This window comes from Cobetia sp. BMC6 (genome assembly GCF_029991385.1).
Lineage (GTDB): Bacteria > Pseudomonadota > Gammaproteobacteria > Pseudomonadales > Halomonadaceae > Cobetia.
Map to the genome: position 1 here is coordinate 195,388 of NZ_JAKUMF010000004.1, position 12,158 is coordinate 207,545.

The 12,158-nt window shown below is 63.0% G+C and carries 11 protein-coding genes; 8 read left to right on the forward strand and 3 right to left on the reverse strand.

Annotated features, from left to right (window positions below):
• The 3 genes from MKZ40_RS10400 (at nt 1) to MKZ40_RS10410 (ending at nt 2,967) form a co-directional block, all read left to right on the forward strand.
• Complete coding sequence (locus MKZ40_RS10400; RefSeq protein ID WP_348994697.1) at nt 1–783, forward strand: 3-deoxy-D-manno-octulosonic acid kinase; 783 nt, start codon at nt 1–3, stop codon at nt 781–783.
• Between the two features lie 202 nt (nt 784–985).
• Nucleotides 986–1,831 (forward strand): glycosyltransferase family 2 protein, encoded by an 846-nt coding sequence (locus tag MKZ40_RS10405; RefSeq protein WP_175088935.1) that lies wholly within the window; start codon nt 986–988, stop codon nt 1,829–1,831.
• 2 nt (nt 1,832–1,833) lie between these two features.
• Complete coding sequence (locus MKZ40_RS10410; RefSeq protein WP_175088934.1) at nt 1,834–2,967, forward strand: glycosyltransferase family 4 protein; 1,134 nt, start codon at nt 1,834–1,836, stop codon at nt 2,965–2,967.
• A gap of 148 nt (nt 2,968–3,115) precedes the next feature.
• Here the strand turns inward: MKZ40_RS10410 and MKZ40_RS10415 are convergent, their stop codons facing one another.
• The 3 genes from MKZ40_RS10415 to rfaD all read right to left on the reverse strand — a co-directional run bounded on the left by MKZ40_RS10415 (nt 3,116) and on the right by rfaD (nt 6,117).
• Nucleotides 3,116–4,027 (reverse strand): hypothetical protein, encoded by a 912-nt coding sequence (locus MKZ40_RS10415; RefSeq protein WP_175088933.1) that lies wholly within the window; start codon nt 4,025–4,027, stop codon nt 3,116–3,118.
• Nucleotides 4,024–5,043: a lipopolysaccharide heptosyltransferase II gene (waaF, locus tag MKZ40_RS10420; protein WP_175088932.1), complete on the reverse strand. Its 1,020-nt coding sequence runs from the start codon at nt 5,041–5,043 to the stop codon at nt 4,024–4,026. The genes MKZ40_RS10415 and waaF overlap by 4 nt, the downstream gene beginning before the upstream one ends.
• A 117-nt stretch (nt 5,044–5,160) precedes the next feature.
• Complete coding sequence (rfaD, locus tag MKZ40_RS10425) at nt 5,161–6,117, reverse strand: ADP-glyceromanno-heptose 6-epimerase (protein ID WP_175088931.1); 957 nt, start codon at nt 6,115–6,117, stop codon at nt 5,161–5,163.
• 169 nt (nt 6,118–6,286) lie between these two features.
• Here rfaD and glyQ point away from each other — a divergent pair, with 169 nt between their 5' ends.
• The 5 genes from glyQ to MKZ40_RS10450 all read left to right on the forward strand — a co-directional run bounded on the left by glyQ (nt 6,287) and on the right by MKZ40_RS10450 (nt 12,056).
• Nucleotides 6,287–7,243 carry a glycine--tRNA ligase subunit alpha gene (glyQ, locus tag MKZ40_RS10430; RefSeq protein ID WP_107335756.1) on the forward strand — a complete coding sequence of 319 codons (957 nt, stop codon included), beginning with the start codon at nt 6,287–6,289 and terminating at the stop codon, nt 7,241–7,243.
• Between the two features lie 2 nt (nt 7,244–7,245).
• On the forward strand, nt 7,246–9,315 hold the full coding sequence (gene glyS, locus MKZ40_RS10435) for a glycine--tRNA ligase subunit beta (protein ID WP_175088930.1): 2,070 nt from the start codon (nt 7,246–7,248) through the stop codon (nt 9,313–9,315).
• Nucleotides 9,316–9,691: 376 nt separating this feature from the next.
• Nucleotides 9,692–10,321: a D-glycero-beta-D-manno-heptose 1,7-bisphosphate 7-phosphatase gene (gene gmhB / locus MKZ40_RS10440; protein ID WP_175088929.1), complete on the forward strand. Its 630-nt coding sequence runs from the start codon at nt 9,692–9,694 to the stop codon at nt 10,319–10,321.
• Nucleotides 10,322–10,458: 137 nt separating this feature from the next.
• Complete coding sequence (gene luxS, locus MKZ40_RS10445) at nt 10,459–10,971, forward strand: S-ribosylhomocysteine lyase (RefSeq protein WP_175088928.1); 513 nt, start codon at nt 10,459–10,461, stop codon at nt 10,969–10,971.
• Nucleotides 10,972–11,126: 155 nt separating this feature from the next.
• A complete protein-coding gene (locus tag MKZ40_RS10450) occupies nt 11,127–12,056 on the forward strand; it encodes an alpha/beta fold hydrolase (RefSeq protein ID WP_175088927.1) in 930 nt (309 codons plus the stop codon).
• Nucleotides 12,057–12,158: the final 102 nt, after the last annotated feature.

Consider the following 12,158-nt stretch of genomic DNA (forward strand, 5'->3'; position numbering starts at 1 on the left):
ATGGCAGTTTTCCGAAATGAGAATGCCCACATTCTATATGATGGCGAAACAGCGCCACAAATGACGCCGGACTGGTTCATGCCATCGTTCTGGCGTGAACACGACGCCGTGACCGGCGAAGCGCCGGGGCGCGGGGCGAGTCTGTTCCTTGATGTCTGTCGTTTGCCAGCCGAGCTGCAACCCGCCAATACCACCGCGACACCGGCTCGCCGCTGGGCACTGCGCCCCTATCGTCGCGGCGGCCTGATCGCGAAGCTCGCCAGTCAGCGCTACCTCTATACCGGCCTTGAGCGTACCCGCGCCTTCGCCGAACTGCGCCTGACGGAGCGTCTGTATCGCCAGGGGCTGCCGGTGCCAGAGCCCGTCGGCGCCTGCGTGTGGCGGCATGGCCTGACCTACGAGGCCGCCCTGATCACGGTGCTGATTCCCGGCGCACGCGCCTTCGCCGATGACCTGATCGCCCTCGAAGCACAGCGCCTGCCTGCCGGGGCCGAGCTGCCCGACACCTTGCTCCGCCTGCTCGATACGGCTGGCCACGCCATCCGTGCCGTGCATGACGCGGGGCTTGAGCATGTCGATCTCAACGCACGCAACCTACTGATCGATGAACGCGGACGCGTCTACGTGATCGATCTAGATCGCTGCCAGCTGCATGCCAAGACTCCCTGGGATGCACGCTGGCGCGAAAGCAACCTCTCCCGCCTGGGCCGCTCGCTGGCCCGCTTCACCCCGACACATCATGCGGCGTGCCTGGCACGCATCCGCAGCGCCTATCAAGCCTGAGCCGACCAGGACTGCCCCTTCACGCATGGCGCTTCCGATCGGCACTTCAGAACACCGCCCGGCAAGGCATCGTCGGCCATGCGGTGTACGATAGCGACATGAATCGTCGGCAGACGCTTCGCCCAGGCGAGCCTGCCACTGCGTCCCATCGGCGCCTGCCACACCCCGTCGTGCTGCAGGCGCTCTCAAGACAGAGACCGTCATGAACACGAGCGACGAGGCCTCGGCCGCCCCTTCACCCGATGGCAAGCTGCGCACTGCGGTGCCCATCACCGGCTGCGTCATCACCCTCAATGAAGCCCACAACATCGAGGACTGCCTGCGCTCGCTGGCCCAGGTCTGCGATGAGTTGATCGTGGTGGACTCCGGCTCCACCGATGCCACCTGCGAGCTGGCGCGCGACATGGGCGCCGTGGTGATCGATCAACCCTACCTGGGCGACGGGCCGCAGAAGAATGTCGGGCCGAGCCATGCCAGCCACCGCTGGGTGCTGTCACTGGACGCCGATGAGCGCCTGACCGACGGCGCCGTCAGCGCCATCCGGGCACTGGCACTCGACAGCACGCCTCACGATGGCTTCGCGCTGCGCCGTCGCAACTTCATCGGCTCGCGCTGGGTACGGCATGCCGGCTGGTATCCCGATTACTGCCTGCGCCTGTATGACCGCGAGAAACTCGCCTTCCGCGATTCGCGTCAGCACAGCTCGGTGCAGGCCAACCATCCCTGCGAGCTGGACGCCGATCTCGAGCATTACAGCTTCGCCAATCTCGGTGAACTGTTCGTCAAGGCCAGTGGCCGTTTCTCGAACCGCGCCGCCAAGATCATGTATCAGAAGGGAAAACGCGCCAACGCCTTGACTCCCTTCCTACATGCCAGCAATGCCTTCATGCGCAAGTTCGTCTTCCAGGCCGGCTTCCGCGATGGCGTCGATGGCTTCTCGGTGGCGCTGTCGGCCAGCGTCAATGCCTACCTGAAATACGCCAAGCTGCTGGAATTCCAGCGCGACGCCAAGGTGCGTGAGGCCGAAGATTTCAACAAGGTATGGTGACCATGACCTCTAGCTGTGAGCCGACTGCCGCGCGAGGTGTGACGCGCCCGCTTCACGTACGCCATGTCAATCTGGCACGCGGCTTTCGCGGCGGTGAGCGCCAGACGCTCAACCTGATCGCGGACCTGGCGCGACGCGCAAGCCCGGGGAAAGACGGGGAAGCCGGCGCGCCGATCCGCCAGTCACTGGTGTGCCTGCAGGGCTCGCCCTTGATCAGCGAACTGGCGGCGCTTGAGCTGGCCGTCACGGTGGACGTGATCGAGGTCAGCGGACGCTTCAAGGGCCATCTCGGCCAGCCCCGCGCCGATATCGTGCATGCTCATGAAGCCAAGGCCGTGCACTGGGCATGGCTGCATCAGCGCCTCACCGGCACGCCTTACCTGCTGACACGCCGGGTGCCCCAGCCGGTGAAGGACAAGCCGTTCAATCGCCTGACCTATCGTGCGGCCGCCTGCCGGGTGGCGATTTCGTCGGTGATCGAATCTCACCTGCGGGAGCGCCAATGGGGTGAGACGGCGTTGATCCCCAGCACTCTCGCCCACCTGCCCAGCGACAAGCAAGCCGTGGCCGAGCTACGCCAGCGCTTCGGTAATACGTCCGCGGGGGGGCGCATCGTCATCGGGCATGTCGGCGCACTGGTGGACCGCCACAAGGGCCAGCGAGTGCTGATCGAGGCGGCCCGCAGGCTGCGCGACAGCCACCCGCAGCTGCTCTTCGTCTGCCTGGGTGCCGGCGAGGACGAAGCGGCCTTCAAGGCGGAAAGTGCCGATCTCGACAATCTGGTCTGGGAAGGCTTCCACACCAATGTCGGCGACTATCTGGAAGCCTTCGATCTGTTCGCCTTTCCATCACGCAATGAGGGCCTCGGCTCGATTCTGCTCGACGTGATGGATCACGGTGTACCGATCATCGCAAGCGATGTGGATGGCATCCCCGATATCGTGCATGACGACAGCACCGGCGTGCTGGTGCCCACCGGCGATGCACAGGCATTGGCTGCCGCCATCGAGGCACTCGTCGCTGATGCACCACGTCGGGAGCGACTGGTCGAGGGGGCACGGGCGCATCTGGCACGCTTCACTCCCAGCGCCATGGGCGAGGCCTATCTGGGGCTTTATCAACGGCTGGCACGCTAGACCGCTTTTCATCCCAGACACCTGGCCCACAAGCACCTATCATGCAGGCACCCATCACCCGGCTAGAGAACGAAAAAAGCCCTGTTTCATGTGAAACATCACAATGAAACAGGGCTTTTTTCGCTTTTCCAGACAGCAGGTCAGCAGCTCAAGCGCGCGAGTCACCGTCCTCCAGACCGCGGAGATCCGGCCAGCCTTCGTCCACACCCAGCACGGGATAGGTTCTGGGGTCCAGCGGGCCGGGCTCGCTTTCGGGACGACACTCTTGCAGCACAGCCTGCAGACGCTGCAGAGCCTCATCGCCTTCGGCACCGGCGGTCACCCTGTCCCAGAACTCGCGGTGCACCGCCTTGATGACGACAGGCACGCTGGGTACACCAACCTGTTGCGCCATCGCCAGGCGATGCAGGCCACGATTGATCTTGAGCAGACGGCCATCGCGCGTCACCGCGACGCCCATCTCGTCCTTGGTGATGCCCTGGCGGAAGCCATTGGCGGCCATGTCCTGCAGATAACCGCGATAACAACGCAGATAGCCGAGAATCTTCTCTTCGCTGTCCATCAATAGCCCATCACGCGGTGACGACCACGGCTTGCCTGCATCCAGCAAGGCCTTCAAGTGCTGATAGCGCTCCGTCACCGTCAGGTCATCGCCATGCTCGATCAAGTCCCGCATAAGACGCGAGCGTGAACCGAAGCGGAAGGCACCGCGCCGCAGGTCCCAGTCGCCATTCCAGATGAAGGCGTTGGAGGAAGGCCGGTTGCGCTTGTCACGCCCGAAGTTGACGTCACGCACCAGCTCACGCGGATTGACCCAGACCGTCAACGCCTCATGCCCCATCACGTCTTCCAGCGCATGACGCGGCAGGCCACGGCGCTCAAGGGACTGATGGCGTGCACGCTGGCGTTTCCAACGCATCAACCAGCAACGACTGAACGGCAGAATCAGGTGGTGCTCGCACCAGGCACGCAGCGCCTCTATCCGCTGAGCACGCTGCATTGCCCCGCGCATGCGCGGGTGGATCAGATCATCCGTCGTGCGGTTTCTCGGCAGGTTCACCGCGCATCCTCATCCAGCGAGATCGCCGTCAACAGACGCTCGGGAGCAATATGGTTCAGACAATTGGTATGCCCCAGCGGACAGACGCGCTTGAAACAGGGGGAACACTCCAGCGCCAGCCAGTGGATCTCGCGATTGGCCGTCAGCGGTGGTGTGTAATGCGGCGACGAGGAGCCGTAGATGCCCTGAATACGGGCCCCTACCGCGGCCGCGACATGCATCAGGCCGGAATCATTGCTGACCACTTCCCGACACTCGGCGATCAGGTCCACCGCATCCGCCAGCCGCGTCTTGCCACACAGGTTATGAACGCCCGCAAGCCCCTGGGCGATCTCCTCCCCCGCCGCGACATCCTTGGGGCCACCGAAGATGCGCACCTCGGCCCCCTGGCGAGTCAATGACTCGGCAAGCGCGCGAAAGTGCGCCAGTGGCCACTGCTTGGCCGGGCCATACTCCGCCCCCGGCATCATGCCGATGATGGGCGCTGGCGGCGCCATCAGCCCCAACTCGCCGCGCAAGCGCAACTGATTGGCGCTGTCGGTGACCAGAGCGGGCTCCGGAATGCCCACTGGCGGATTGGCCTCCTCAACGGGCAGGCCCAGCGACGTGAAGCGCTTGACGGTCTGATCGAGCACCGACTTGTCGAGCTTGCGGCACTCGGTGAGCAGGCCGTAGCGCTGCTCACCAGTGAAGCCGACGCGCACTGGAATGCGCGCGAAGAACGGTACCAGCGCTGACTTCCACGAGCGCGGCAACACGATGGCGCGGTCGAAGCGCCCTCGCAGCGAACGCCCGAGCTGCCAGCGCGCCTTGAGAGCAAAGTCACCATGCCCCGCCGGCAGCGCCAGTACCTCCTCGACCTCGGGCATGCGCTCGATGATCGGCTGCGACCAGGCGGGCGCCAGCACACTGATCCGGCAGCCGGGCGAGCGCTGCTTCAGCGTCATGAACAGGCTCTGCGCCATCACCATGTCGCCGACCCAGCTGGGCCCGACCACCAGAATGCGCTCACTCATGCCTTGCTCCTCTTCACGGCCAATCCTCCTTGCGGGTGCGCTTGCCCTGCCTCGTCACCCTTGCGAGGCAGGCGCTCGCACTCAGTCCACCCGTGCTCAGTCCATACGTGCTCGAACTCAGCGATTCAGCCATTCGAGATAGGCGCGGGTGCCCTGGGCAACGGTCTTGAATTCGACGTTGCAGCCGGCCTTGCGCAGCTTGCCGATGTCGGCACGCGTGAAGCTCTGGTAGCGGCCCTTGAGGTTTTCCGGGAAGTCGATGTACTCGATCTCGCCCTTCTCGTAGTACTCGATGACGGTCTCGGCGATCGCCTTGAACGGCTCGGCGCGGCCGGTACCCAGATTGAAGATGCCGGAGGCTTCCGGGTGATCGAGGAACCACAGGTTCACGTCGACCACATCACCGACATAGACGAAGTCACGGCTCTGCATGCCGGCTTCAAAGCCATCGTAGGCACCGAACAGCTTGGGGTTCTCGCCCGCCTTCACCTGGGTGTGATGGTGATAGGCAACGCTGGCCATCTTGCCCTTGTGCTGCTCACGCGGGCCGTAGACATTGAAATAGCGGAAGCCGACGACCTGGGTGGTCAGGCTGTCCCAGCGCTGGCGCACGTGCTGATCGAACAGCAGCTTGGAGTAGCCGTAGACGTTGAGCGGACCTTCGAACTCTGGCGTTTCCTTGAAGACCTGGCTGTCGCCGTAGGTCGCCGCGGAGCTCGCGTAGAGGAAGGGAATCCGGTTCGCTTCGCAGAAGTTGAGCAGCACCTTGGAGTACTCGAAGTTGTTCTCGAGCATGAACTGGCCGTCCCACTCGGTGGTATCCGAGCAGGCACCTTCATGGAAGATCGCCTCGATCTTCGGCAACTCGGCATACTCGCCCATCAGGCTCGACTGGACACGAATCAGGAAGTCGTCCTTGTCGAGGTAATCGGCGATGGTCAGGTCCGCCAGATTGACGAACTTGGTGCCGTCACTCAGGTCATCCACCACCAGGATATCGGTACGGCCGCGGTCATTGAGTGCCTTGACGATATTGGCACCGATGAAACCGGCGCCTCCGGTAACGACGATCATTTGAGCTCCCAGAGCCTCTAGAGGCTTGTAGGCAACGCGCGCGTTCAGGAACGCGACACATCAGAATTTGGAAATGGCACGCACTCGGTTTCGTCTGCGGCCTATAACCCGATAAGCGGGGATTGTATACTCGGCAGTTCTCGAATTCATGGGCCAACGGGCTTCACCAATGACACAGCCAGACGTGAAAACCTTCCAGGGCCTGATTCTGGCCCTGCAGCAATACTGGGCCGAACAGGGTTGCATCATCCTGCAACCATTGGATATGGAGGTTGGCGCGGGGACTTTCCACCCGGCGACCTTCCTGCGTTCCATCGGTCCTGAAACCTGGAACGCTGCCTACGTGCAGCCTTCCCGCCGTCCCACCGACGGCCGCTACGGCGAAAACCCCAATCGCCTGCAGCACTATTATCAGTTCCAGGTGGTGATGAAGCCGTCACCGGCCAACCTGCAGGAGCTCTATCTGGGCTCGCTGGAGCGTCTGGGCATCGACCCGCTGGTCCACGACATCCGTTTCGTCGAGGACAACTGGGAATCTCCGACGCTGGGCGCCTGGGGCCTCGGCTGGGAAATGTGGCTCAACGGCATGGAAGTGACCCAGTTCACCTACTTCCAGCAGGCAGGTGGCATCGAATGCTTCCCGGTCACCGGCGAGCTGACCTACGGCCTCGAGCGCATCGCGATGTACCTGCAGGACGTGGACAGCGTCTACGACCTGATCTGGACCACCGCGCCGGACGGCTCCGTCGTGACCTATGGCGACGTCTTCCTGCAGAACGAGAAGGAGCAGTCGGCCTACAACTTCGAGCACGCTGCCGTGCCGGAGCTGTTCGCTGCCTTCGATCACTGCGAGAGCGAGTGCCAGAAGCTGCTGACCGCCAACCTGCCGCTGCCGGCCTACGAGCAGGTCCTGAAGGCATCGCATACCTTCAACCTGCTGGATGCGCGCCACGCCATCTCCGTCACCGAGCGTCAGCGCTACATCCTGCGCGTGCGCACTCTCGCCCGTGATGTGGCCCACGCCTATTACGATTCGCGCAAGGCCGCCGGCTTCCCGCTGGCCCCGCAGGCGCTGCGTGATGAGCTGCTCGCCGCCGATGACACCACTACCGAGGGAGACGCGTAAGCATGGCCTCCGTGAATACCCTGTTGATCGAACTGGGCTGCGAAGAACTGCCGCCGGGCGCCATCGACGCACTCGCTGACAGCCTCGCCAACGGCCTTGCCGAGGGCCTGCGCGACGCCGAAGTCGCCTTCGGTCAGGTACGTGCCTACGCCACACCGCGTCGTCTGGCGGTGATGATCGAATCCCTGGCCGAGCGCCAGCCGGACCGCGAGATCGAGAAGCGCGGACCGGCCAAGGCCGCCGCCTTCAAGGATGGCGAACCGACTCGCGCGGTGCAGGGCTTCGCCCGCTCCTGCGGTGTCGAAGTCAGTGACCTGATCGAGCTGGAAACCGACAAGGGCACCTGGCTCGGCTATCGTTACACCCAGCCGGGCGAGCACCTCTCCGCCCTGCTGCCGGCCATGCTGGAGCAGGTAGTGGCTCGCCTGCCGGTGCCGAAGAACATGCGCTGGGGTGCCTCACGCATCGAGTTCTCGCGTCCGGTGCATTGGCTGGTCGCGCTCTACGGCAGCGAAGTGATCGAGGCCAGCGTGCTCGGCCTCGACTCCGGTCGTACCACTTTCGGTCACCGCTTCCATGCGCCGCAGGCCATCACGCTGGCGCACGCCGAGGACTACCTCGACGCGCTGGAAGGTGCCCGCGTGCTGGCCAACCGTGAGGTGCGTCGTGAGCGTATCCGCGAACAGGTCCAAGCCGAGGCGGAAGTCTATGGTGCCAACGCCGTCATCGAGGAAGCCCTGCTCAACGAGGTCAACGGCCTCGTGGAATGGCCGGTGGCACTGACGGGTACCTTCGACGAGCGCTTCCTGGAAGTGCCGGCGGAGTGTCTGATCTCCTCCATGAAGGCCAATCAGAAGTACTTCCACCTGCTGGACAATGACGGCAAGCTCAAGCCGGCCTTCATCACCATCTCCAATATCGAGAGCAAGGACCCGCAACAGGTCATCTCCGGTAACGAGAAGGTGATTCGTCCGCGTCTGGGCGACGCCGCCTTCTTCTACGAGACCGACCTGCGCAGCACGCTGGAATCGCGTCGCGAGAAGCTCGAGAGCGTCGTCTTCCAGCAGAAGCTGGGCAGCATGGCCGAGAAGGCCCGTCGCAGCGAAGCCGTGGCACGTCACATCGCGGAACGCATCGGCGCCGATGTCGACCACGCCGCACGTGCTGCACAGCTGGCCAAGACCGACCTGGTCACCGAGATGGTGCTGGAGTTCCCGGAACTGCAGGGCATCATGGGCCACTACTACGCCCGTCACGATGGCGAAGATGCCACCGTCGCTCTCGCGCTGGAAGAACAGTATCTGCCGCGCTTCGCCGGCGATGCGATCCCCACGACCAAGGCCGGCATGGCGATTGCCCTGGCCGACCGTCTCGACACCCTGACCGGCATCTTCGGTATCGGTCAGCGTCCGACCGGCGCCAAGGACCCGTTCGCGCTGCGTCGCGCCACCATCGGGGTGCTCAACATCCTGATCAAGGGTGAGCTGGACCTCGACCTGCGCGAGCTGCTGACCGTCAGCGCCGAGCAGCATCGTGATCTGCCCAAGGCCGAAGGACTGGTCGAGGACGTGCTCGAGTACATGCTCGATCGCTTCCGCGCCTGGGCCAGCGACGAAGGCATGGGTGCCGAGCTGTACCTGGCCGTGCGTACCCTGAAGATCAGCAACCCGCTGGACTTCGCGCGGCGTCTGCGTGCCGTGCACGCCTTCGGCGAACGCCCGGAAGCCGCTGCTCTGGCGGCAGCCAACAAGCGAGTCTCCAACATCCTCGCCAAGGCCGAGCACGATGGTCGCACCGAAGTGGACGCAAGCCTGTTGAGCGAGCCGGCCGAGCAGGCACTGGCAGACGCCCTGACGGCACGTGGCGCGGAAGTGGCACCACTGTTCGAAGCGGCGCGCTACCAGGAGGCCCTCGATGCACTGGCCAGCCTGCGCGAACCGGTCGATGCCTTCTTCGATCAGGTGATGGTCAATTCCGACGATGCCGCCGTGCGTGCCAATCGTCTGGCGATGCTGGCGAGTCTGCAAGGCCTGTTCATGGGTGTGGCCGACATCAGTCTGCTGACCCAATGAGATCTGCCGATCCACGGTGTCCCTGACATCGTTGAACCGCAGCCTCTGCAAAAGAACCCCGCCACGGCGGGGTTCTTTTGTATCCGGGGTCCTGAAATGCCGTGTTGCGTGACAGGATTTCACGCAACACGGCAGCGATGTCACAATTTCTGCCTTGATCCCCTACCTAGGTCGCACTAGTATTCCAGTATAGAAACAGTGTTCGAAAAGCGCGGCAGCCTGTCGCACCACGCACTTCGAGCACTCGGCGCCATTTGCCCATCCCCACGTGCGAGCGTCATCTTGTGACTCGGCTCACAATTTCCCAGGCAAAGCGGCGACCCCTGACAAGCAGCCCGGCTGACGCCCCTGACTGCCCTGAAGTGAAGAGTTGACCATGCAAAAACTGATCGTGCTCGACCGTGATGGTGTCATCAATGAAGACTCCGATGCCTTCGTCAAGAACGCCGAGGAGTGGATCGAATACCCCACTTCCATCCAGGCCATCGCCCGTCTGACTCGCGCTGGCTATACCGTGGCCGTGGCGACCAATCAGTCCGGCATCGCCCGTGGCCATTTCGGCCACCGCGAACTCGACCAGATGCACACCAAGATGATGCAGCTGGTGAAGGAAGCCGGTGGCGATATCGCTCACATTGCGTACTGCCCGCATGGCCCGGACGACGGCTGCGATTGCCGCAAGCCCGAACCCGGCCTGCTCCACCAGATCCAGGATGCCCTGCAGATTCCCGACTTTGAAGGAGCCTGGATGCTGGGCGACAGCCTGCGTGACCTCATCGCGGGCCAGAAGGCCGGCTGTCACGCCGCGCTGGTGATGACCGGCAAGGGCCAGAAGACGCTGGCAGATGGCGAGGGCCTCAAGGACGTGCTGGTAGTGGCCAACCTGGCCGACTTCACCAACCGCCTGCTCGATGGTGAGCTCAACCACCCCATATCGGATGGTGAGCCGGGAAAGTCCCAGCGCCGCTGCGTGAGCTGTGAAGCCGCTGCCGAAAGCTATCTGTGAGGCGCGCCTGCCCGGCGAGAACCCTGCGCACGGCGCGCTTGCCTCTCTAATCAACAGCGGCGATATGCTACCCTTCAGACATGAATCCGGGCGGGCAACTGCCTGCCTGTCTCACTTCCTCATGCTGGAGGCTTCACATGCCACTGCTGGATAGCTTCACTGTCGATCACACCATCATGAAGGCGCCTGCCGTGCGCGTGGCCAAGAAGATGGGCACCCCGAAAGGCGACAACATCACCGTCTTCGACCTGCGCTTCTGCGTGCCGAATGAAGAGATTCTCTCCGAGAAAGGCATTCACACCCTCGAGCACCTGTTTGCCGGCTTCATGCGCGAGCATCTCAACGGTGATGATGTCGAGATCATCGATATCTCACCGATGGGTTGCCGTACCGGCTTCTACATGAGCCTGATCGGTGAACCGGAAGAAGCTCGCGTTGCCGCAGCCTGGTCTGCTGCCATGCAGGACGTGCTCAACGTGGCGCGTCAGGAAGAGATTCCGGAGCTCAACATCTATCAGTGCGGCACCGCACAGATGCACTCTCTGGAAGAAGCCAAGCAGATCGCCAGCAACATCCTGTCCCGCGATATCGGCGTCAACCGCAATGACGAGCTGAAGCTGGATGAAGGCTTCCTCAATCAGGCGCACTGAGTCTTGAGGCAGCAAGCCTTGAAACATCGAGCCTTGAGGTACCGGGCTTGATCAGCCTGTCGAGTGCGCCGAGCACTTGAACGAAAAAGCCCGCTATCTGACCGGTTCAGATAGCGGGCTTTTTTCATGACGTGGCCTCCGAGCGAGTGTAGCCAATGCCAGATTCCAGCAGCCATGCCTTTGATTTCACGACCTTCCTGGCAGACAAGGAAGCGTGGTCAGCGCCGAATGAACTCGTCCCCTACCGCTGCCGCGATGACAGTAGCCTGGGCTGTCGCCATTATCCCGCAGCAGGCATGTCAGGGAGCCGCTCACACCTCATCCTGCTGCATGGCTCCAGTGCTGACAGCCGTTATCTCGCATCGCTGGCAACGCGCCTGGCTAAGGCCGGCCATCATGTGCATACGCCGGACTTGCGCGGCCACGGCCCAGCTCCACAACGACGTGGCGACATCGACCACCTGCTCCAGCTCGAGGAAGATCTCGAGGACCTGATCCTGTCGCTCGAGTTACCAGCCGATGCCAGGGTCATCGTCGCTGGTCACTCTGCCGGAGGCGGCCTGGCACTGCGCTTCTCGGCCGCTGTCTGTCAGCACCAGCGTGCCGATATTCCGTTGCACGGCGTGATACTGCTGGCGCCGTACCTGCATCACCTCGCACCCAACATGCGACGTGATTCACGCTGGGCACAGCCACGCATCGCGCGGATGCTGGCCTGCGCACTCCTGAACCGGCTCGGCATCCATCGCCTGGATCATATTGAGGTGCTTGGCTTCAGTATCCCACCAGAGTACCGCGATGCACATACCACCGACGCCTACTCGTGGCGCCTGATGACGGGCCTCAATCCTCGCGACTATCAAGGTGACCTCAAGGCGCTCGCCCATCATCAGGTGCCAGTGATGGCGCTGATCGGCGAGCATGACGAGGCATTTCATGCCGAACGTCTTGCCCAATGTCTGCAACCCCACCATCCCGTGGCGCAGGTGGAAATCCTCGAGACGATCAATCACCTGGGGCTTGCGACAGCCTTTATCACGGCAGAGCGAATCATCGCCTGGCTGAACGAGCAACGCGCCGGCTGAGACTGAGCCAAGCCCTGTCCCGCACTGTCATCCTTGTTAATGATTGCAGCAACACGCACATGCAAAAACGGCCCCTGATCGAAGATCAGGGGCCGTTTTTCT

Excerpts from the sequence above, each read along its gene's own strand:
- MKZ40_RS10400 (WP_348994697.1), top strand. The coding sequence starts at position 1 with ATGGCAGTTTTCCGAAATGAGAATGCCCACATTCTATATGATGGCGAA.
- MKZ40_RS10405 (WP_175088935.1), top strand. The coding sequence starts at position 986 with ATGAACACGAGCGACGAGGCCTCGGCCGCCCCTTCACCCGATGGCAAG.
- MKZ40_RS10410 (WP_175088934.1), top strand. The coding sequence starts at position 1,834 with ATGACCTCTAGCTGTGAGCCGACTGCCGCGCGAGGTGTGACGCGCCCG.
- waaF (WP_175088932.1), bottom strand. The coding sequence starts at position 5,043 with ATGAGTGAGCGCATTCTGGTGGTCGGGCCCAGCTGGGTCGGCGACATG.
- rfaD (WP_175088931.1), bottom strand. The coding sequence starts at position 6,117 with ATGATCGTCGTTACCGGAGGCGCCGGTTTCATCGGTGCCAATATCGTC.
- glyQ (WP_107335756.1), top strand. The coding sequence starts at position 6,287 with ATGACACAGCCAGACGTGAAAACCTTCCAGGGCCTGATTCTGGCCCTG.
- glyS (WP_175088930.1), top strand. The coding sequence starts at position 7,246 with ATGGCCTCCGTGAATACCCTGTTGATCGAACTGGGCTGCGAAGAACTG.
- gmhB (WP_175088929.1), top strand. The coding sequence starts at position 9,692 with ATGCAAAAACTGATCGTGCTCGACCGTGATGGTGTCATCAATGAAGAC.
- luxS (WP_175088928.1), top strand. The coding sequence starts at position 10,459 with ATGCCACTGCTGGATAGCTTCACTGTCGATCACACCATCATGAAGGCG.
- MKZ40_RS10450 (WP_175088927.1), top strand. The coding sequence starts at position 11,127 with ATGCCAGATTCCAGCAGCCATGCCTTTGATTTCACGACCTTCCTGGCA.